20 protein-coding genes are annotated in these 19965 nt (G+C 61.9%); 10 read left to right on the top strand and 10 right to left on the bottom strand.

The genetic code is table 11. The annotated features are described in order from the left end of the window. Positions 1-3: 3 nt before the first annotated feature. The 3 genes from B5483_RS12275 to B5483_RS12285 all read left to right on the top strand — a co-directional run bounded on the left by B5483_RS12275 (position 4) and on the right by B5483_RS12285 (position 3094). Complete coding sequence (locus B5483_RS12275) at positions 4-735, top strand: hypothetical protein (protein ID WP_176168028.1); 732 nt, start codon at positions 4-6, stop codon at positions 733-735. Between the two features lie 58 nt (positions 736-793). Then, complete coding sequence (locus B5483_RS12280) at positions 794-1702, top strand: phosphodiesterase (RefSeq protein WP_079730551.1); 909 nt, start codon at positions 794-796, stop codon at positions 1700-1702. A gap of 426 nt (positions 1703-2128) precedes the next feature. Continuing rightward, positions 2129-3094: a bifunctional helix-turn-helix transcriptional regulator/GNAT family N-acetyltransferase gene (locus tag B5483_RS12285; RefSeq protein WP_079730710.1), complete on the top strand. Its 966-nt coding sequence runs from the start codon at positions 2129-2131 to the stop codon at positions 3092-3094. A 166-nt stretch (positions 3095-3260) separates the two neighbouring features. Here the strand turns inward: B5483_RS12285 and B5483_RS12290 are convergent, their stop codons facing one another. The 5 genes from B5483_RS12290 to B5483_RS12305 form a co-directional block, all read right to left on the bottom strand. Continuing rightward, the gene (locus B5483_RS12290; RefSeq protein WP_079730552.1) at positions 3261-3857 is read right to left on the bottom strand and encodes a TetR/AcrR family transcriptional regulator; all 597 of its coding nucleotides are present in this window, start codon (positions 3855-3857) and stop codon (positions 3261-3263) included. Then, complete coding sequence (locus B5483_RS12295; RefSeq protein WP_079730553.1) at positions 3854-4267, bottom strand: ester cyclase; 414 nt, start codon at positions 4265-4267, stop codon at positions 3854-3856. Before B5483_RS12295 ends, B5483_RS12290 begins: the two co-directional genes overlap by 4 nt. A 143-nt stretch (positions 4268-4410) precedes the next feature. Further along, entirely contained in the window at positions 4411-5712 is a 1302-nt protein-coding gene (locus tag B5483_RS12300) for a glycosyltransferase (RefSeq protein WP_176168029.1), read from the bottom strand. Next, the gene (locus B5483_RS22870; RefSeq protein WP_217698206.1) at positions 5705-6262 is read right to left on the bottom strand and encodes a TetR family transcriptional regulator; all 558 of its coding nucleotides are present in this window, start codon (positions 6260-6262) and stop codon (positions 5705-5707) included. Before B5483_RS22870 ends, B5483_RS12300 begins: the two co-directional genes overlap by 8 nt. A gap of 409 nt (positions 6263-6671) precedes the next feature. Further along, the gene (locus B5483_RS12305; RefSeq protein WP_054945828.1) at positions 6672-6932 is read right to left on the bottom strand and encodes a hypothetical protein; all 261 of its coding nucleotides are present in this window, start codon (positions 6930-6932) and stop codon (positions 6672-6674) included. A 250-nt stretch (positions 6933-7182) separates the two neighbouring features. Between B5483_RS12305 and B5483_RS12310 the strand changes: the two genes are divergently transcribed. Beyond that, positions 7183-7386, top strand: a complete 204-nt coding sequence (locus tag B5483_RS12310; protein ID WP_176168031.1) for a hypothetical protein — start codon at positions 7183-7185, stop codon at positions 7384-7386. A 32-nt stretch (positions 7387-7418) separates the two neighbouring features. On the opposite strand, the gene B5483_RS12315 is transcribed toward B5483_RS12310, so the two are convergent. Together B5483_RS12315 and B5483_RS12320 are read right to left on the bottom strand one after the other, a co-directional pair. Then, positions 7419-7805, bottom strand: coding sequence for a C-glycoside deglycosidase beta subunit domain-containing protein (locus B5483_RS12315; protein WP_079730556.1), 387 nt, complete (start codon positions 7803-7805; stop codon positions 7419-7421). Beyond that, a complete protein-coding gene (locus B5483_RS12320; protein WP_079730557.1) occupies positions 7805-8809 on the bottom strand; it encodes a sugar phosphate isomerase/epimerase family protein in 1005 nt (334 codons plus the stop codon). Before B5483_RS12320 ends, B5483_RS12315 begins: the two co-directional genes overlap by 1 nt. A gap of 665 nt (positions 8810-9474) precedes the next feature. Between B5483_RS12320 and B5483_RS12325 the strand changes: the two genes are divergently transcribed. From B5483_RS12325 to B5483_RS12345, 5 genes are all read left to right on the top strand, one after another. Further along, a complete protein-coding gene (locus B5483_RS12325; RefSeq protein ID WP_079730558.1) occupies positions 9475-10590 on the top strand; it encodes an FAD-dependent oxidoreductase in 1116 nt (371 codons plus the stop codon). A gap of 26 nt (positions 10591-10616) precedes the next feature. Further along, complete coding sequence (locus B5483_RS12330; RefSeq protein WP_079730559.1) at positions 10617-11528, top strand: VOC family protein; 912 nt, start codon at positions 10617-10619, stop codon at positions 11526-11528. A gap of 3 nt (positions 11529-11531) precedes the next feature. Next, positions 11532-12689, top strand: a complete 1158-nt coding sequence (locus B5483_RS12335; RefSeq protein ID WP_079730560.1) for an alpha/beta hydrolase family protein — start codon at positions 11532-11534, stop codon at positions 12687-12689. A 138-nt stretch (positions 12690-12827) separates the two neighbouring features. After that, entirely contained in the window at positions 12828-13607 is a 780-nt protein-coding gene (locus B5483_RS12340; protein WP_054947479.1) for a cyclase family protein, read from the top strand. A 6-nt stretch (positions 13608-13613) separates the two neighbouring features. Continuing rightward, positions 13614-14588, top strand: coding sequence for a fumarylacetoacetate hydrolase family protein (locus B5483_RS12345; protein ID WP_054947480.1), 975 nt, complete (start codon positions 13614-13616; stop codon positions 14586-14588). A 70-nt stretch (positions 14589-14658) separates the two neighbouring features. Here the strand turns inward: B5483_RS12345 and B5483_RS12350 are convergent, their stop codons facing one another. Continuing rightward, positions 14659-15381 carry a cupin domain-containing protein gene (locus B5483_RS12350; RefSeq protein WP_245829097.1) on the bottom strand — a complete coding sequence of 241 codons (723 nt, stop codon included), beginning with the start codon at positions 15379-15381 and terminating at the stop codon, positions 14659-14661. A gap of 671 nt (positions 15382-16052) precedes the next feature. Between B5483_RS12350 and B5483_RS12360 the strand changes: the two genes are divergently transcribed. Then, on the top strand, positions 16053-17375 hold the full coding sequence (locus B5483_RS12360) for an NAD(P)/FAD-dependent oxidoreductase (protein WP_054947482.1): 1323 nt from the start codon (positions 16053-16055) through the stop codon (positions 17373-17375). 76 nt (positions 17376-17451) lie between these two features. On the opposite strand, the gene B5483_RS12365 is transcribed toward B5483_RS12360, so the two are convergent. Then, positions 17452-17661, bottom strand: coding sequence for a hypothetical protein (locus B5483_RS12365; RefSeq protein WP_054947485.1), 210 nt, complete (start codon positions 17659-17661; stop codon positions 17452-17454). 97 nt (positions 17662-17758) lie between these two features. After that, entirely contained in the window at positions 17759-19825 is a 2067-nt protein-coding gene (locus B5483_RS12370) for a putative bifunctional diguanylate cyclase/phosphodiesterase (protein WP_079730562.1), read from the bottom strand. Positions 19826-19965: the final 140 nt, after the last annotated feature.

Here is a 19965-nt window from a genome sequence, read left to right on the forward strand (position 1 = left end):
AAGTTGTCGGCACTTGCAGGCGCCGTTCTCGCCCTGACCGCCGCCGATGCGGCGCTTGCCGGAACCATCGTCGTCCGTTCGTCCGGGCCCTCGGCTGCCTCCTATCCGGTGGGCAAGTCTCTCGCGGCGGGTGCGAAGCTGACGCTGAAGCCCGGTGACGTGATCACCGTGCTCGATGCCAGCGGCACGCGTGTGCTTAAGGGACCCGGGCAGGTCGCGGTTACCGGTTCGGGCGCGGCGACGGGTTCGGGCCTGACCGCTCTGCTCGCCAACACCGGCGCGCGCCAGTCGCGCACCGGGGCGACCCGCAGTGCCATTGGCGGCGGTCCTGCGCGTAGCCCGAACGTCTGGTATGTCGATGCCTCGCGCGGTGGCACGCAATGCCTGGCCGACGCCAACCTGACGGCGATCTGGCGTCCGGACAACGCTACGGAGGGTTCGGCGACCCTGACCCGGGAGAGCGACGGCAAGAGCGCAGTCGTGGATTTCCGCGCAGGCCAGTCGGTTCGCGCCTGGCCGGTCGAGGAACTGCCCGTTGCCGAAGGGGCGCGTTTCAAGATCGCGCTGACGGGCGCGGCGCAGTCCGTCACAGTCAAGGTCGCCATGGTGAATCCGGCCAACGCCGATCTCGATGGTGTCGCCTCGGCGTTGCTGGCCAAGGGCTGCAATAACCAGATGGACGTTCTGGTCGAAGGTTCCAAGCAGGAAGCCGGACCGGGGCTCGCGTCGAACTGATGGTTTCTGGCCGGGTTGGGGGACCCGGCTGGTGCCACGCACTTCTGAGGGGCAACAGGTGCTGATAGCGCAAATCACTGACATTCATCTGGGCTTCGAGCCGGGCAATCCAAGTGAACTGAACAGGCAGCGGCTCGACATGGTGCTCGCTCGTTTAATGAGCGGGCCGAACCGGCCTGACCTGTTGCTCGTCACGGGCGATCTCACCGACAAGGGGGATAGCGAGAGCTATGCACGGTTGGAAGAGGCGCTGGCGAGCTGCCCGTTTCCGGTGTACCTGTGTGTCGGCAATCATGACCTGCGCGATGCATTCCGGGCGCAGTTTCCTAACGTCCCGGTCGCCTCCGGCTTCATCCAATATGCGATTGAGTTCGATGCGCTGCGCATTCTCGTGCTGGATACGCTTGAGGAAGGGCGTCACGGCGGAGCGTTCTGCGAAACCCGGGCGGCCTGGCTTCGCGCTACACTGGCGGAAAGGCCTGACGTGCCCACCGTCATCGCCATGCACCACCCGCCGACGGAGATGGGAATCGACTGGATGGACACGGTGTCCCAGGAACCCTGGGTCGCCCGTTTCGGGCGAACGGTCTGGTGTGCCGATCAGGTGAAAGCCATAGTCTGCGGCCATGTCCATCGGCCGATCATGACGCTTTGGCAAGGGCGGCAACTGACCGTGTGCGCGTCATCTTCTCCCGAAGTCGCGCTGGATTTCCGTCCGATCGATCCCGATGCGACCGATGGACGCGCGATGATCGTCGCTGAAGCGCCGGGACTGGCGTTTCACCGTTGGGATGGCGAACGGTTGATTACGCATTTCGACGTTGGTGGCCAGCGCCAGATCCTGGCGACATATGATGCGAAGATGCAGGCGTTAGTCCGGCATTTGCTTGAAGAGCGTCCGGCCGAAGCGGGCGATCCTGCCTCCTCTCTCGATTGGAAGCGTCCCGCACAATCGCGCACCGCCTAGTTCTCCATTTCATTCCGTTAGCCAAGCGGAACGGGATCGTCGGGTTTGAAGCGCCGCCGGTTCCTCAAGCGATGCGCGAGCCCCGGTGAGCGGGCCCGCTGCCGGGCAACGGGCCCAGGCGCTGTCGTGGCCAGGGGAGGCGCACCAACAGGGGCGAAGGCTGCGCATGGGCGTAGCGTTCCCGGTTGCTTTCCCCCTTCGGCTGCATCGCTGCGGTCCCTGGCTATAACCCCCTGAATTGAAATGCAGATCGGCCGGCCCTGACTCTCCGATCTGTCCCGGGATTAGCAGGCACATCGTAGTCGCGGCCAAGGCCGCAGCAACGGCCGTGCGCTATTCATCAATCCGACCGCTCTTCTGGCGGGCATTGACTCTACTCGGAAACGAGTTACATATCGCGTTATATAATATGGTATGGAAAATGACATGGACGACGTAATTGGCGATATGGGGCCGTCGTTTCTGGGCAGTCGGCTTAAGCGGCTGGCTGAGCGGATGCAGGCTGGCGCGATGAGCACAATCGCTGATGCGGGGCTACCGCTCCAGCCGGGGCACATGGCCGTATTGGCGGCGCTGCGCGGCGGGGCCATGACTATCGGACAGCTTGCCCGCGTAATCGGGATCAGCCAGCCCGGCATTACCCGCAGCGTTGGCCAGCTGGCAAAACTCGGGATTATCGCCGACGTCCACGCGGCAGACCAGCGCACCCGTTGCGTCGAGTTGACCACAGCTGGGCACGCCGCGGCCGAGCGGGCGGCAACCGATCTATGGCCTCGTATCGGCATGGCTGCCGAGGAAGTGATCGCCAACCTGTCGGGCCCGTTCATGGCCCAGCTTGCCGCGATCGAACGGGCACTCGACGAAGCCTCGATAGCTGAACGTGCAGCACGGGCAGAGCCCGGCGGCCTCAGGCTTCGCGAGTATGAGGACGCGCTGGCGCGCGACTTTCACGACATTAACGTTCAGTGGATTACATCGATGTTCTCTCTGGAACGGACCGACCGCGAGGTGCTGGAGAACCCCCGAGCGAGGATTCTGGAACCGGGAGGCGCAATCCTTTTCGTCGAGGCGCCGGGCTTGGGCGTGGTCGGCACATGTGCGTTGCAGAAGACCGGCGCCTCGAGCTTTGAACTGACCAAGATGGGCGTGCGCGAGAGTGCGCGCGGCCTCAAGGCCGGGGAATTCCTGCTGGATGCGACGATTGCTCGCGCAAAGGCGATGGGAGCTGACCCGCTTTATCTGCTTACCAACCAAAAGTGTGCAGCGGCGATCCACCTTTACGAGAAACTCGGCTTTGTTCACGATGCGGGGATCATGGCGCAATTTGGAGCGCGGTATGAGCGCTGCGATGTAGCGATGCTATATGCAGGGGACCGGCAGAAGGAAGCATAGGCGCGCGCCCCTTGGCGATCGCCTATAAATGCCAGAGTCGAGACAGTGCATTTGTAATGACCCACGATGGCAATGACGAGCTGGCGACAGGAGCCGACAATCCTGTGAAACCGATATTGCGTCCGGACGGTGTGAAGCAGCAATTCGCCCGATTTTCACGGAAGCGTCAGTCGGGTGCATGTGCCGCTGCCAGAAGCGCCTCTATTGCCCATTGACGCACCAATCGTGCTTCTTGCTCGTCCAGGCCCACAACATCACTCAGGGCGATAAACCCTTCGGCTCCCACGATCATCGATAGCGCAGAGACGAGGCGTCTGAACACCGTTTGGTTCAATTGAGGCTCAAGCGAGGCAAGAGCAGTCTCGATCATGGGCTGTCGTCGGTTCTGACGAAGCGGCGGCTCGTCCGATGCGTGCGTGACCGAACGCTCGAGGGTACGGGCAAGCATAAGGCGCAGCGCTGCCTCCTGTTTGCGGCAGGCGGTATCAAGAATGTCATCGACCAGTGCCAGGCGTTGTGCCGGATCGGTTGTCTCACAGCCATCGAAAGCATGGGTTGCATCGGGCACCAACACATCGACCATGGCTTCGTTGAGCAACGCATCCAGCCCGGGGAAATAACGATAGGCTGTGGCCCTCGCGACGCCAGCTTCGATCGCAATTTCATCCAAACTCGGCTTTTCGCCGCGAGCGAGCAGCACTCCCGTGGCGCGAAGAATTGCTTGGCGCGTCCGGGCTTTCTGGTTCGATCTGTTACCTGTCATGAAAGCTGCTGCGCAATGGCCGCGCTATCGACCCAGACATTTTCCCGTCGAATTTGGCCTTCCTCGGAGAATTCAAGAACATGAAGCAGACGAAAAGTGAGGGGACGTCCCCGTCCCTCAAACCCGAACGGTCTGCCAACCGCTGTTCCGCTCCATACTGATTCATCGATAAGGAAATTCTCGCCGTAGAGACGGCGTACGGTTCGCACGCTGCCATCCGCCAAGTCGGCGAAAAGGCTTTCGTAGAACGCGCGTGCTTCGCCCGGACCATGACTGGGGCCGAGTGGCCAACCGACGATATCATGCACCACGTCGTCGGTCAGGGTGGACAGTACGCCTTCCACATCATCGCGGGCTTCGAACCCGAAATGTTCGTCCAGCTTTGCATCCATCAGGTCGCGGGTCAGCATACGATTCGACTCCTCACGCAATTGAGACCAAAATCTCATAGTGAGATTTTGGTCTCATGCAAAGTTGATATCGAGTTCTGCCATGCTTGAGAGGTGCCTTTGGGCAGTCAGTCCGCACGGTCCACTGCGTTGGGAAAGGGCAATCAGGCAAAGATCCTCAGGTCGCAGAGCCTTTCGATCTGCTGCACGATATCGGACTGCTCTGTCTCCCGTGCGACATGGTCGCCGAGGATCTCTGCAGCAGTCCGGAAGGCTGGCTCGCGAAGGATTCGGGCGGCAGCGTCACCGATGTCCTTTGCGGAAGCCGTCGGCGCTAGGGTCAGGCCAGCGCCGTGCGCGGCTATGCGCGCTGCATTGCCATCCTGGTCCCTGCCGTGCGGAATGACGAGCAGCGGGAGCCTGTTGACCATAGCGCGGGCGAGCGTGCCGTGCCCTCCATGGGTGATGACGAGTGAGGCATCGCGCATGAGCGGACCGTGCGGCGCGCTCGCAACGAGTTGGATGTTGTCCGCCGCCGACAGTTCTTCCTTGGCGATTGTTGGGCCGAGCGTCACCACCGCCCGAACCGGCAATCGCGCCAGGCCATCGATTACCCGCTGGAGCACGGCTATGTGGTTTTGGAATGTCGTACTGAACGAGACGACAACCAGCGGCCGCCGGTCCTTCGGTTCGCTGTCCACCGATGAAGCATCCCACGGATCAGTCCAGGCTGTCTCGTCGATCTGCGGACCGACGTAGCGATAGGCTGGCGGCACCGGTTCCCGCACCATGTCGAAATGCCGACTGATGGCAATCAGCGTCATGCGTAGACAGGCGAGTTGATCGAGCAGTCGATCGAGTGGCTTCAGTCCGAGTAACGCACGCGCAGTGTTGAGCGCAGGCAGGCCGGAGTCGAACACGGCGCGAAAGCCTTCGGCCATGGCAGCTGCCTGCACCATTTCCTCTGGGGTCGGGAGTCGCTCTGGCATCGGGCCAGCCTGTGGGGCGTTTTCAACCGGGAAAAGGTGGATGTTGCAGGCCATGGCGATCACCGGCTGGCCAAAGGATTCGCACCCGGCCATGACCCCGAAGAGGAAGTCGTTGGTGATGACGAGGTCGGCAGACTCACGCCGGAGTTCCTCGATAACATCCGCGGCATAAGCATAGGCGGGGCCGGCAAAGACTTGCTCAATTGCCTGCGCAAATCCTTCCGCAGGTGTCGCAGCAGCCCAATCGCGGATGAGTTCGCTTTCGCGTCTGCGGTCGGTGCGGTTGGGTGCCCGATTCCAAGGGATGAAGCGTAGCCCGATAGCCTCGGCTTCGGGTCGGTTGCATTCATCGGACATGACGCGCACTTCGTGCCCGGCGTCGCGCAGCTTGCGGGCGAGCGTCAGCATCGGGCCTACCGACCCACCGCCTTCCCAGGTCGTGATGAGTAAATTCAGCTTTTTCCCGGCATCAGACATCGATGGTCTCCCGCGCTTTGAAAGTTTCGGCGCCAAAGGCTTCGGGCGCAATAGCCAAAGCTCCCGCGCAAAGGTCGCGCATGGTCCGCCGAAGTTCAGGTACACCTCGGCGCATATCGACCCGCACGAGCTTCCAGATGTAGATATCGAGCGCGACCACGAGGGCATCATGGGCCTGCAAGCGCCATTCTGACGGCATGCCGTCAAGCCACGGCGCGAAGACCTCTCCAACCCAGGCGCGGTGATGCCGCCGTCCCGTATCGGTCACCGCCTTGATCTGGGCGTGACGATCTTCCTGTGCCAGCAGGCGCATGACAAGCCCGCCCAGTTCCTCATATTCGGCGATGATCACATCGAGAGCTTTGGCTACATCGCCCGCCGTCACGCGGCGCGCTGACGTGATCGAACTTTCCATGACATTCTGCCCGGCGTCGAGCAAACCATCCTTGCCGCCGAAACGGCGGATCACGGTCTGGACCGTCACGCCCGCATCGCTGGCCACATCTTCCAGGCGGATCTCATCAAACCAGTAACGCTCCATACGCGCCATGAAGGCCGAGAGGATGCGTTCGCCGGTCTCCGCTGCTGCCGCAGCTCGGGCAGTTTGGCGATAGGGGCGAGAGGTCGATTCGTCTTTCATGTAACATCAGGTAACATGAAAGACGCGCCGTGTAAATTCCATGTTTGTTCGACTAACATGGAATTTACACGGCGCGTGGGTATTTCAAGTCGGGAACGGCATTTGCGCCGGGTGGCAAGGAATGCCTGATAAGGCCGCGTGGCATTCTCAATCGGTCGGACCGCGAATGGCAACGAGGCCGTTATCCGGGCATTCGAGTGCCAACCCGCTACGCGGCAGTAGCGTTCGGATCTGATGTCGTGCTGATCCTGCCGGAACTCGGTGAACGGAGAGCTATATTCAATGCGACCAGTTGAGGCGCTGAATATCAGTGAGGGTGTTAGGCGAGGGTTTCGACGAGCTCGGCGATTTCGAAGGTGAAGCCTTTCCATCCTCGCGTCCGGGAAGCTTCTTCGGCAGGTACACGTTTGCGTCTGGCCTCCGCGAGCGAGCGGCTATGCCCCCAAAACACTTCCGTCTTACCGTTTTCGAGCTCTGCCACAATTCGCCAATAATGGGTGAAGCTGTCGGTTGTAGGCCCGATAGTCTTTACATAGCCATCAGGCATGGTCGCAGTGAGATACCGACGCCTTTTCTTCATGGGTATCCCATTCACTCAACGTCGGCTCAATGCAATATGGTTGTTCGGACTCTCCAAACATGCAGGCGAACAGCTTGGTCCTTCACGCTTAACGCTGCGGCCTGCAACCTTATCTGACTACCGAAACTGTTCACTCGCACATTGCAGTGCCCTGTCGAGGGCCAGAAGCGCCCAAGGCCCGCCGGATGCAATCACGATTGGCCCAACAGGACTACGCGCCTTGCTCCGGACAGTGGATGGCTGGTTCACGATGAACCTCAACCTCCAGTATACCTTCTTCGCCGCGAGCTATGGTTACGATGCCGGCCTGGCGAGCGGCGAAGGGCGAGGCTTCTGTACTTCGCTGCAAACGCGCTTTCGATTGCAGCCGATTTTGATCGCAAGGATTGACGACCCCGTCCAGAAGGACGGGGTCGTTCCCTATGAAAGAGGCGCCCTAGGGCCGCTTCGTTGATGTCTGGTGTGAGCTGAAAGGGTGGATGGTCGTCAGAAGGTGACGCGCTTGACGTCGGTATTGACCGAAGGGAACGGCAGGTACGACACGCGAAGCTGTTCAACCAGCGAGAGTTCGTGTTCACCCTTCGGGAAGCCGCCCGGATATTGGACCGAGATCGTTGCCGGGGTTCCGAATGGCCAGCGGCGGTCGTAAGCGGTTTCCATCTCGTCGAGCGAGATCGGGCCTTTGCCTTCGTCGAAGCGCACCGCATCGCGGGCAACGGTCTCGCCATCGATGGAGACATCGAGCTTCTCGATCATCGAGAGACCGATGCCACGGTAGTAGCCAAGCTTGGCTTCGAAAGCGAACCCGGTGGGCGCGTCGGCCGGACCGGTGTTGCGCAGGGTAGTTTCGTCGATCAGGTATTTGTCAAACATCAGGCGTTCTCCAGCTCGGCTTCTGCCTTTGCGATGAGGCGGTCGAACATGACGTGCTGGCGGCGAACCTGCTCGCGGCTGTCGACTTCCATCACGTCCTGGATCCAGCGATTGCCTTCGTACTCGCTCGAAAGCGTGCCTTCCCAACCGCACTTCACCAGCTCGGGAATGACGTCCTCGTAGGCCAGCGATGGATCGGTGCAGTCCTCGTTCATTTCGTAGAACTTGGCCTGGATGTGGCGGAAGTAGGGCGCGTAGTCCTTCAGGCGCTTCGGGTTGGCGTATGGCGCGTGGCGCAGCGTCTCGGCCATGGCGATCTCGGCCTTGTTGCCGCCCATCTTCACCGCGACTTCGTAGATCGTGTACTCGCACATGATCTTCTGTTCATGCTGATCGACGATGAACTGGGTAATCTCCGGACGGGCGCCCTGGCGTTCGAAGCGCGCGCGGAAGGCTGGCGGATAGTGCTTCATGAAGATGCCCATGTCGGGCAGGATGCCCAGGTGCTTGGTCTTCAGACGATCGGCAACGTCGATCGTGCGCAGGATCCAGGCATGTTCAAGGTGCCAGGGAGCGTGCACTTCGACGCCCATGTGGATGTCCAGTTCCTCGGCGAGCGGTACGCACTTTTCGAGGATGTCGGGGCGCACGAAGATGAGGATGCGCATGTTCTTGATGCCGAAGCGATGGCAAAGGCGCAGGTCGCGCTCGATGCTGGCGACCTGTTCCTCGTCGGACAGGAGCTCGCCCTTGCGCAGCTTGGTGTCGAGGAACATGTCGTAGCAGGTGAAGTGCGTGCCGTGACGCTCCATCATTTCCTTCCAGCGCTCGACTTCGGCGTCGCTGATGTCGGGGAAGGTAGGCATGTTCTGCTCAGGCAAGATCTCGATGCCCTTGGCGCCGATAGATGCGGCGTAGGCTACGCAGTCCTCCACGCTCATCTGGCCGAGGAACATCTCCTCCTGGAAGCTGTAGAGGCTGACGCCTCGTTGTATCTTGGACATTCGTCGCTCCGTGTGTTTGTCCGGGACCCGGTCGGGTAGGGGATGTTTTCGTGTTATACTGAGGGGCACGCCCCGGTCCGATCGCAGGGCACCGGCTATGAAATTCAGACAGTGATTCGCGTCGATGATCCAGTCGCATCGGCTGGCAGTTTCTCGGCTCGACGCTCCCTTGTTCGCGCGCTCCTCTTCGCGGTTTACAGCTCGTTCGGCCCGTGAGCATTGCGCCGCTTACTTCGCCAAAACCCCAATCATGGATGATGCTTGGGGCGGGCTGAGCCGCCTCAACGTCAAGACTTGGCACTATTATCAATCGCGCCTGCTTGCAATTAAAAACTAAAACCGTCATTCGTATTCATGGATGCTGGTTGCGCTTGACGACGCCTGCGGCTCGGACTAGAACCAAATTCTAGTTTCGGTCGCCGCGGAGCTTCAGGGCAATCGTGGCGTGCGAAATTCGGCGTATAGGCTTGGGAGAGTTCTTTGGAATCAATGGAGACAGACGGCGCCTTGCGGCGGCGGCGCTCGATGCAGGTTGCTGATGGCGATTCCCTTGCTGTGCTGCCGATGCATTCGCCCCAATATTCAAATAGGCGCGCGCCTCGGTCCCTGTCCGGCAGTGTCTCGTCCGTTCCTATCTCAATTTTCGACTATCTGAGGTTTCCGCAATGAAAGATCTGAGCGCGCTTATCATCGGCGGCGGCATCGGCGGCCTTTCGGCTGCGATCGCGCTGCGCCGTGCCGGTCACCGGGTGACGGTGATCGAGAAGGACCCGGCGTGGTCGGTTTATGGCGTGGGCATCATCCAACAGGCGAACGTGGTGCGCGCGATGGACCAGTTGGGTGTGCTCGATACCTTTCTCGATGCTGCCTGCGGGTTCGATGCGGTAGAGGTCTACCTGCCTGACGGCACCCGCGTGGCGCGGGTGCCTTCGCCGGCGTTGGTCGAAGGCAAGCCCGCCAATGTCGGCATCGGCCGGCGCGCGCTGCAGAAGGTTCTGGGCGACAGTGCCAAAGAACTGGGTGCCGAGATCCGCCTGGGCGTGACGGCTGAACGCCTTGACGATGACGGTGCAGGCGTGAACGTGACTTTGTCCGACGGGCGGGAAGAGCGCTTCGACGTCGTCGTGGGCGCTGACGGTGTCTATTCGCAGACCCGCGAGGCGATTCTGCCCGACGCAGAGACGCCGCAGTTCACGGGTCAAGCGGTGTGGCGCTACAACTTCCCGCGCCCGGCAGATCTCGATGCGCTGCACGTATACAACGGTCCGATCGGATCCGGCCTTGTGCCGATGTCCGAAGACCTGATGTATATGTACGTGACGACGCCCGAGCCGGATAATCCCTGGTACCCCACCGAGGGCATCGCTGCGGCCATGCGTTCCAAGCTTGCCAAGGCAGCCCCGCAGATTCGTGCGCTGGCCGATCAGATCACTGAGGACGAAGGCGTCGTCTATCGTCCGCTTGAGGGCATGATGCTTTACGGCCCCTGGAGCAAGGGCCGCATCGCGCTGATGGGCGATGCCGTCCATGCGACCACGCCCCATCTGGGCCAGGGCGCCGGCATGGCGATCGAGGATGCCCTCGTTCTTGCCGATGAGCTGACCAAGGCCGACACGCCCGAAGCCGCCTTCGAGGCCTACCGCAGCAGACGTTTCGAGCGCTGCCGCTACATCGTCGAGAAGTCGCTCGAGATCTGCCACGGCCAGATCGGCAAGGGCCCGCCGGTCGACAATCACAAGGCTACCGCGGAGATGTTCGCGGTGGTTTCGCAGCCCATCTGATCAGTCAATCTTCAAGGACCAATGCCATGAGCCGAGTAACCGAAATCCGCTATGTCGGATATGGCGTCGAGGACTTCGATGCCGAACGCAAATTCTACACCGATGACTGGGGGCTCGTCGAAGTCCCCGGTTCTGCCGACAAGGGCGACATGGCCTGGTTCAAGACCCAGGGTCATGGCGAACACCACGTCGTGCGCCTGCACAAGTCGGATGCCAACCACGTCGAAGTGATCGCGCTTGCCGCCGACAGCCGCGCCGATGTCGATGCGCTGTTCGGCAAGATCGAGGCGGCGGGTTGCAAGGTCATCTTCGCACCCAGGGAATTGGATGCTCCTGGCGGCGGCTATGGCTTCCGCTTCTTCAGCCCCGATGGCCTGCCCTTCGAGATCTCGGCCGGCGTCGAGACGCTCGACGCCCGCGAACTCGAGCGCTGGGAAGGCGTGCCGCTCAAGATCAGCCACATCGTCCTGCACTCGCCCGACCACCAGGCGATGGTGAAGTTCTTCACCGACGTGCTGGGTTTCAAGATCTCCGACTGGCTCGGCGACTTCATGTGCTTCCTGCGCTGCAATGAGGCGCACCACCGCGTCGCCATCCTGCCCGGACCGCCGTGCCTCAACCACGTCGCTTACGACATGCTGAGCATCGACGACATGTTCCGTGGCGCGCATCGCCTCAAGCAGCACGGCACCGACATCCGCTGGGGTCCGGGCCGTCATACCGCGGGCAACAACACGTTCAGCTACTTCGTCACTCCGGGTGGCTTTGCCGTCGAGTACACTTCCGAGCTGGAAGTGGTCGACTTCGAGACGCACGAGTACAAGGTGCACAAGCCCGCGCCGATGGTCATGGACCAGTGGGGCATCGGTACCGGCGGCCCGCAGACGATGCCGCATCCGGCACCCGACGCTCGGCTGTTCCAGGCATCGGAGGTCTGATCGATGGCTCTTTTCGAATATTTTCCGAACTACATCTGGAACCTCTCGGTCGCGATCGCGATGGAGAGCGGCGGTCGGATCGGCGAAGTCATCGACATGTGCAAGCCGATCAAGGATGCGGCCGATGCCGGGGCCGATGCGGGCACGCCCGCGTTCATGAAGCAGTGGGTGGCGATGGGCGACAAGCTCATCGAACTTGCTGCCGAGGACGAGGCCAAGGGCCGTCTGTTCTCCGCCTCGAACAAGCTGGAGCGCGCCGCGCTCTACATGTTCACCGGCGAGCGCATGCAGGGCCACGGCCATCCTGGCCGCAAGGAGACTTACGCCAAGGCCCGCGCGGCCTTCGACAAGTCGACACAGTTCGGCAAGATCAACCGCGAACGCGTGGAGATTCCGCTGGAGACGGGCACGATGCCCGCGCTGTTCACCCGCGCGCCGGGCGAGGGCCGCAAGCCGGTGGTGGTCTTCTGCAATGGCCTCGATAGCTGCAAGGAACTGCTCTACTGGACGCAGCTGCCCGAGCAGCTTGCCCGCCGCGGCATCTCGACCCTGTGTGTCGACCAGCCGGGCTCGGGCGAGGCGCTTCGCCTGCAGGACCTGCCGGTCGATCCGCATTCGGAAAGCTGGGCCAGCAAGGCCGTCGACTGGCTCGAGCAGCAGGACAACGTCGACCCCAAGGCGATCGGCATGACCGGCATTTCGTTGGGTGGCCACTTCGCGCCGCGCGCGGTTGCCTACGAGCCGCGTTTCGCTTCGGGCGCGGTCTGGGGCGCCAACCACAACTGGCGCGAAGTGCAGGACAAGCGCATGGCGCGCGAGGGCGAGAACCCGGTCCCGCACTACTGGGCGCACGTCCACTGGGCTTTCGGGGCCAAGGACCAGGACGATTTCCTCGAGAAGTCGTCCGCGATGAACCTCAATGGTCACATGGACAGCATCAAGGTGCCCTTCCTCGTGACGCATGGTGCCAATGACCGCCAGATCAGCCCGCAGTACGCCGACGATCTCTATGACCAGCTGGTCAATTCGCCGCGCCGCGAGAAGGTGATCTTCACCGCCCGCGAAGGCGGTGTCGAGCACGTGGGCGCCGACAACATGAGCTACGGCCGCGATCTCATCTCCGACTGGTTCGCCGAAACCCTCGGAGGCAAGACCGCCTGAACTCCAGCCCGTAATGGGCTGCACAAGGCCGGCGCATCGCCCGATCCTCCTCTCCTCCGGTCGGGCGATGCGCCGGTATCAATATTGAAAACAGCGCGTATTCCATGACATGCGCGCGAACGAATGGGAAAACCGCCTATGGCCCGCCGCTTCGTCGACCTGTCGATCACGCTGTGCAACGATGTCGTCAGCGATCCGCCTTTTCTGAAGCCGGAAATCACCTACCAGACCCATGGCGAGACGCTGGGCGAGCTGGGGCACTTCTTCCCGGGCATCACGGCCGAGCAGACCCCTGACGGCGCCGGCTTCGCCGCGGCCGAATGGGTCAAGCTGACCACCCACAGTGGCACGCACCTCGATGCCCCCTGGCACTTCCACCCGACTCAGGACGGCGGCAAGCCCTCGCTGACGATCGACGAGATCCCGCTTGAATGGTGCTTTCAGCCCGGCGTGAAGCTCGACTTCCGGCACTTCGAGGATGGCTATGTCGTCACCGCCAAGGATGTCGAGGAAGAACTCGCGCGCATCGGCCATGAGCTCAAGCCGCTGGAGATCGTCGTCATCAACACCACGGCGGGCAAGGCGCTGGGCGATCCCGACTACGTCAGCCGCGGTTGCGGCATGGGCTACGAAGCGACCATGTACCTGACCGAACGCGGCGTGCGCGTGACCGGCACCGATGCCTGGTCGTGGGATGCTCCCTTCGTGCACACTGCCAGGAAGGTGGAAGAGACCGGCGATACCTCGCTGATCTGGGAAGGACACAAGGCGGGTCGTGACATCGGCTACTGCCACATCGAAAAGCTGCACAACCTGGAAGTGCTGCCCGCTGACGGCTTCACGATCTCGTGCTTCCCGCACAAGATCAAGGGCGCCTCGGCAGGTTGGATCCGCGCTGTCGCCATCTTCGAGGACTAAAACCCCATGCGTCTAGCCACGATTGCGGGTGCCACGCCCGACGGAACCCTTGTCGTCGTCTCCCAGGACGGGAGCCGCATGCTCGCGGCCGGTCCGGACATGCCGAACCTGCTGGGCGTCATGGAACGCTGGGATGCGGCGCAGCCGAAGCTTGCGGACCTGGCCCGGCGCCTTGAGGCCGGTGAGGGCGAGCCGCTCGATTCCGCGGCCCTGCGCGCGCCTCTGCCGCGATCGTGGCAGTGGCTCGACGGTTCTGCGTTCGGCACCCACGGCGATCTCATGCAGATCGCCTTCAAGCTCCCGCCGATCGAGACCGACAGGCCACTCATGTACCAGGGACTGTCCGACCGTTTCTACGGTCCGACCGATCCGGTGCCGTTCCCCGATCCGGCGGATGGTATCGACTTCGAAGGCGAGTTCGGCGTGATCGTCGATGCCGTGCCGATGGGGACCACGCCCGAAGAGGCGATGAAGCACATCCGGCTTGTCGTGCAGATCAACGACTGGTCGCTGCGCACGATCGCTCCGGTCGAGATGAAGACCGGCTTCGGCTGGGTGCAGGCCAAGCCCGCCTGTTCCATGGCGCCTTTCGCCGTGACGCCAGAGGCGCTCGGTGACGGCTGGCAGAATGGCCGCGTATGCCTGGACCTCGCGATCGAATGGAACGGCAAGGCTTTCGGCCACGCCAATGGCGCAGCGATGGACTTCGGCTTCCATGAGCTGGTCGCGCATGCCGCCCGGACGCGCGATCTTGTTGCGGGAACCGTGATCGGATCGGGAACCGTCTCCAATCCCAATTATGCCGAGGTGGGATCGAGCTGCATCAGCGAAGTGCGCGCGATCGAGATGATTGCCGAGGGCAAGCCATCGACCGCGTTCATGGGCTATGGCGATACGATCCGCATGGAAGCACAGGACAGTGATGGCTTTGCCCCCTTCGGGGCGATCGACCAGCGCGTGGCCGAACCTGCCGCACGCTGATCGATCGGGAATATCCGGGAATGCCTGTGTTTAGGCATTCCCGGTTACTGTCTGGTCCTTAGCGGCGCTATCAGGCCGGCTTGCGCCAGAGTGCGAAGATCTTCGCCACGTCCACCTGGCTGTCCCAGCTGCATTCCGCACCCTGTTCGATGATGAAGGTGTCGCCCTTGGAAAAGGTCGACTCGCGGCCATCGGCATCGACGAACGTCACGCTGCCTGCAAGCAGGTGCATCAGTTCGCAATGGTGGAAGAAGATCGGCTTGCGCTGATAGGGCGTGGAATCCCACACTCCGCATTTGAACGCCTCATCCGCCGAGGCAAACATCGTGTTTGACCGGCAGGACGGTGTTTCGCCCAACAGGAGCTCGGCCGCGGGCGGATTGGACGGAGACAACGCGGCATCATTGGCGATGGGCGAGATGCCGGGAGTGCCGGGATTCCCCTCCAGGTAGCGCATGAACAGCAGCTTGGCCGGAGCCGAGCAGGACCATGTAAAGGCGGTGCCGCGCGCCACGCCGCAGCTCTCGCCGGCTGCGAGATCGAGAGAACCGGTTGCATCTGCCAGGGTTACGGCGCCTTCGAGTACGAAGACCCAGGTATCTCCCCGATCTTCGCGTGTCTCGCCCTTGCCAGCGGCAAGGGCGAACAGGCCGACTTCACATGGGCCGCTGCGTATATCCACGAGGTGCGCACCGCTGGTGAAGGGGTCGGCGTCGTCGTTGCCTGCTGCGGGAAGGTTAGCGGCCATGGCGCGCAAATCGATGAAAGTGGGACAGCCAGTCAGGGTGTTCACATTGGTCTCCGGAAATATGAGAGTGGACTCGATAGCCCGAGAGGTCGTTGGTCCTTCGACCTTTTGGGAAAATGGCAGGTATCAATCATTGTGTTCGCGTGTCGCAGGACACGGACCGGGATTGGAGGCATCGGCTCAAGGGTATTTGGGCCAGAACGTCGGCGGCCGCTCAGATCGCCAGGCCGCGTCAATCGGCGTGACTGGGTGCAATATCGGCAAGTGGCCGTGCCGAGGCTTTGCGTCGAACAGGGGCTGCCCGATGACAGCGACGTTTGCCATGTCCGGTTCTGTCCTTTCCGCCGAGCCAGCCGTTTTGCCTGCCCCGATCGATTGCATTCTTCGATGCCTCCATCGTGACCAATTCCTTGCGGCATTTCCTGTGGAAGTTGCATTTGGCACAGGGAGATGCGCGCGGGCATCGGCCATGGTGGCAGTAGATGCTGCCGCAGCTTGGCGAGTTTGGGGATCCTTGGCCGTGGTCACGCACCGATCAGGGGGCGGCAAAGGCGGAGGGAATCGTCTGGCCCCAAGGCACACTGGCTGCGCATCTGCTGAAAGTGCGCATCTTTTCAGTGCAATCTTCCGAGCCCGGGATGCCATGTGTCTGGGAACGGGAGCATATGCTTCTCACCTGTCCGGGCATTGCCACGTAGAACCGAGGTCTCGCATCCATGTCTCCAGTCGTCGAGCGAATTCACAGTGACGAGAAACTGCCTGCCGCCGCCGATGTCGTGATCGTCGGTGCCGGTATAGTCGGCTCGGCGACTGCCTATTATCTCGCCAAGCGCGGACTTTCGGTGGCGTTGATCGAAAAGGGCAATGTCGGTTGCGAGCAGTCGAGCCGTAACTGGGGCTGGTGTCGCCAACAGAACCGCGACGCCCGGGAAATGCCGCTCTCGCTGCTTTCGATGCGCCTCTGGGACGAACTGGCGGGCGAGATCGGCAAGGATCTCGGCTTCCGGCGCTGCGGCCTCGTATACGCGACCGACGACGAAAAGATGCTGGCCGGGTGGGACAGCTGGCGCCCGGTGGCCAAGGAGTTCGGCGTCAACACCCGCATGTTGAGCGCGACCGAGGCGGCTGACCGCATTCCGACGACGCGGCGCAAGTGGGTCGGCGGATTGCACTCGGCGGACGATGGCAAGGCCGAACCGGCCCTCGCCGCACCGGTTCTTGCCGAAGGTGCGCGCGCATTGGGTGCCACGATTCACCAGCAATGCGCCGCGCGTGGTCTGGATATCGCGAACGGCCAGGTCGTGGGCGTACACACCGAAAGGGGCACGATCCGAACCAGCGCCGTGCTCTGTTCTGCCGGTGCGTGGGCCTCACGCTTCCTGCGCCCTCATGGGGTGAGCTTTCCGCAAGCCAGCGTTCGCCAGACTGCACTGCGGACCAAGCCTACGGCGAATGTCGGTGAAGTTCTCTATTCACCGGACTTTGCCATGACCCGCAGGCTCGACGGCAGTTACACTTTGGCGATCAGCGGCCGTGCAGTGCTTGAACTGACGCCGAAGGGCATTCGCTATGCGCGCGAGTTCATGCCGCAATTCATCCAGCGGCTGAAAGCCGTCCACGTCGGTATCGGCAAGTCTTTCCTGACAGGTCCGGATTCTGCATCGGCCATGCTGCTGAACGATCAGAAGATCTTTGAGAAGACACGGGTCCTCGATCCCGAGCCTCTGAGCGGTCAGGTGCGGCAGATCATGCACAACGTCCGTACGACTTTCCCGGAACTGGCGAACGTCGAGATCGACAGTGCCTGGGGGGCCTTCGTCGACTGCACGCCCGATGCCGTCCCGGTGATCTCGCCGGTAGAAAAGATTGACGGCCTGTTTCTTGCCGCTGGCTGTTCGGGCCACGGTTTCGGTGTCGGGCCGGGCATCGGCTACCTTGCCGCCCAGCTCATCGTCAACGACACGCCCAGCGTCGATCCCACGCCTTTCCGTCTCTCGCGGCTTGTCGATGGATCGAAGGTGGAAGTCGGCGCGCTCTGATAACGGGCATGCTGGGGTGCCTTAGAAGGCACCGGTCAACAAGGCCGCTTTCAGGACCGCTCGCGCTTGGGCGGTCCTACCACGCTTCCCACAGTGGCTTGTGCCGCCGTCTGTCGGCGGCGGTTTGCTCGGGCAGCTTGTCGAAGGCAGGCCAGAAGCCCAGCGTTTCGTACATGGAGCGTTCCAGATAAGGATAGGCGTCGCCGGCGGCGCTATCCACGCGGGCGCATTCGCCCAGTTCGGGAAGGCTTATGCGATAAAGTCCGTGTCGCTTGCGCGAGTGCATCACTGACTCCCAGGCTCGTTTCCGTGTCCGGGTACGGGCAAATACCCGATCGCATCCATCCGAGCGAATCCAAAATGGGGGTAGGGGGCCGGGGAGGTCATGCGGCCTTGGCGCTTTTTCCCTGAACCTTCGCGATATAGCCGCTCACATGCCCGGCCTCGATCGGCCGGCTGTAGAAGTATCCCTGAAGGTGGGTGCATCCGGCGCTTCGGGTAGGGCCGACCAGATGATCCTCGCTGATGCCTTCGGCAACCACTTCAGCGCCGACATGACGCGCCATAGTTACCGCCGCTTCGAGGACGGCCAGCGACGCGGGATCCTGCCCGAGGTCCATGACGAGGCTGCGGTCCAGCTTCATTCGGTCGAACTTGAAGCTCTTTACCATCGAGAGCGAGGAATAGCCCGTGCCGAAATCGTCGAGGGCGATGCGAAAACCCAGGTTGCGCAGCAGGTTCAAGGTCAACAGCGCGCGGGTGTTGCGTTCGATGGAAAGCGACTCGGTCACTTCCAGGAAGAGCCTTTGCGGTGCGATCCCGTTCTGGCGGCAACAATCGAGCAGGAAAGTGCTGAACCCGTCATGCTGCAACTGCAACGGCGATAGGTTGAGGCTCATCTGGATGTCTGGCCACTGGGCGAAGTCTTGCAGCGCCCTGCGGATGATCCATTCGCCCAGGCGAACCATCAGCCCGCTCCGCTCGGCGGCAGGGATGAAAGTGGAGGGCGGGACTTCGCCCAGTTCGGGGTGCTTCCAGCGCACCAGAGCCTCGACCTCGCGACAATCCTCGTCGATCGAGTGGATCGGCTGATAGACCATGCGCAACTGTCCGGCATCGAACGCAGCTTCCAGGTCCTTTTCGAGGGCACGGTCGATCGAGCGTTCCTCAGCCATGTGCGCGGCGAAGGCCGTGGCGCAATTGCGACCGTTCTTCTTCGAGGCATAGAGCGCAAGGTCGGCGTTCCTGAGGATGGCATCGACATCCGATCCGGTAGGCAGTTGGACCTCGACCACGCCCAGAGAGACAGTGGAGGCGACGGAAAATTCGCCCAGGCTGAAAGGTTCGCGCATTGCCTCGACAAGCGCCGAGCCCATCGCGATGGCGGACGCCTGTCTTGTCAGCGGCAAGGAAACGGCGAATTCGTCGCCGCCGACGCGCGCCACCACGCTGCGCTCGCCGAGGAAATCTTTCATTCGCGCGCCGATGATGCGGACCAGTTCGTCCCCAGTGGCATGGCCGTAATCGTCATTGATGTGCTTGAAGCGGTCGATGTCGATCAGCATGAAGGCGAAGCGTCCTTCCTTGCTGCCATTCAGCAGCTTCTCGGTCGCTTCCTGGAACGCGCGGCGGTTCGGCATTCCCGTAGCCGCATCGGTAAAGGCAAGGTTCTTGACCGCCTTGGCGTTCCGCCGAAAGGTTTCGAGCGGTCCGGAAAGGGCCTGCAATTCCTTCAGCCGGAATTCGCCGATCTCTATATCGAGGTCGCCGTCGGCCAGTCGCTGCAGCGCGCGGTGCATGCGGCGAACCGCGGGCAGGATGTTCCTCATCAGGTCGAACAGGACGATGAGGACGACCAGTATCGTGACGCCGCCGGTGCCCAGCACGAGGAATTGCCAGCGTTCGATCGAGGTGACCAGTCGGGCTTGTGCTGCCTGACGATGGGCATGGGCCTTTTCGACCACCTGGGTCGCAAGGGTTTCCATGGCCGCGTTCTTCGCCTCGACTTTCGCGATCAGCCCCGCCTTGCCGCCGTTGGCGGTCTGGACCTTGAGGATAGCGCTGACATGCTGGTCGAGATCGGCGAAGAGTTGGGAAGCTGTCTGCAAGTCGGAGAGTACCGTACCGCTGTCGCGAAGTTTGGCGAGCCGGTCTCCGATAGCGATGGCGGCATCGGTCAAGGCATCGCTGGTCGTCGAAATGTTACTGGCAACGAGCCCGCGATTGGTGGCCGTGCGCAGTTTGCCGACTGCTTCCGCGAACTGATCGGCGTTTTCGGCAAGCGCAGAGGCGCGCACGAGGGCGTCGCTTTCCCGCTGCAGCCCGAAAGCTTCCCTTTGCGAGACGAACTGCAGCAGCAGCGTCAATGCGACAATCAAGGCCATGGCGCCGATCAGGCGCTTTTCCAGCGAACCGAAGAACCTGCCAGCAATCGCAATACAGTTTGTCATCTTGCACCCGAAACTGCGCGAGCGACGACATGCCTCCGCGCCTGATATCTGCGGGGCTGATAGGAGCGATTCCCTAAAAAAGTCTAATTATAACAGAGCTTTATGTCCTAAATTCGTCATTAAACTGTCACAATCGAGGA

Origin of the sequence: Novosphingobium mathurense (assembly GCF_900168325.1) — a bacterium.
Lineage (GTDB): Bacteria > Pseudomonadota > Alphaproteobacteria > Sphingomonadales > Sphingomonadaceae > Novosphingobium > Novosphingobium mathurense.

Bases quoted from the DNA above. Each gene is read 5' to 3' on its own strand.
- B5483_RS12285 (WP_079730710.1), top strand. From the start codon at position 2,129: ATGGACGACGTAATTGGCGATATGGGGCCGTCGTTTCTGGGCAGTCGG.
- B5483_RS12290 (WP_079730552.1), bottom strand. From the start codon at position 3,857: ATGACAGGTAACAGATCGAACCAGAAAGCCCGGACGCGCCAAGCAATT.
- B5483_RS12295 (WP_079730553.1), bottom strand. From the start codon at position 4,267: ATGCTGACCCGCGACCTGATGGATGCAAAGCTGGACGAACATTTCGGG.
- B5483_RS12300 (WP_176168029.1), bottom strand. From the start codon at position 5,712: ATGTCTGATGCCGGGAAAAAGCTGAATTTACTCATCACGACCTGGGAA.
- B5483_RS22870 (WP_217698206.1), bottom strand. From the start codon at position 6,262: ATGGCGCGTATGGAGCGTTACTGGTTTGATGAGATCCGCCTGGAAGAT.
- B5483_RS12305 (WP_054945828.1), bottom strand. From the start codon at position 6,932: ATGAAGAAAAGGCGTCGGTATCTCACTGCGACCATGCCTGATGGCTAT.
- B5483_RS12310 (WP_176168031.1), top strand. From the start codon at position 7,183: ATGAACCTCAACCTCCAGTATACCTTCTTCGCCGCGAGCTATGGTTAC.
- B5483_RS12315 (WP_079730556.1), bottom strand. From the start codon at position 7,805: ATGTTTGACAAATACCTGATCGACGAAACTACCCTGCGCAACACCGGT.
- B5483_RS12320 (WP_079730557.1), bottom strand. From the start codon at position 8,809: ATGTCCAAGATACAACGAGGCGTCAGCCTCTACAGCTTCCAGGAGGAG.
- B5483_RS12325 (WP_079730558.1), top strand. From the start codon at position 9,475: ATGAAAGATCTGAGCGCGCTTATCATCGGCGGCGGCATCGGCGGCCTT.
- B5483_RS12330 (WP_079730559.1), top strand. From the start codon at position 10,617: ATGAGCCGAGTAACCGAAATCCGCTATGTCGGATATGGCGTCGAGGAC.
- B5483_RS12335 (WP_079730560.1), top strand. From the start codon at position 11,532: ATGGCTCTTTTCGAATATTTTCCGAACTACATCTGGAACCTCTCGGTC.
- B5483_RS12340 (WP_054947479.1), top strand. From the start codon at position 12,828: ATGGCCCGCCGCTTCGTCGACCTGTCGATCACGCTGTGCAACGATGTC.
- B5483_RS12345 (WP_054947480.1), top strand. From the start codon at position 13,614: ATGCGTCTAGCCACGATTGCGGGTGCCACGCCCGACGGAACCCTTGTC.
- B5483_RS12360 (WP_054947482.1), top strand. From the start codon at position 16,053: ATGTCTCCAGTCGTCGAGCGAATTCACAGTGACGAGAAACTGCCTGCC.
- B5483_RS12365 (WP_054947485.1), bottom strand. From the start codon at position 17,661: ATGCACTCGCGCAAGCGACACGGACTTTATCGCATAAGCCTTCCCGAA.
- B5483_RS12370 (WP_079730562.1), bottom strand. From the start codon at position 19,825: ATGACAAACTGTATTGCGATTGCTGGCAGGTTCTTCGGTTCGCTGGAA.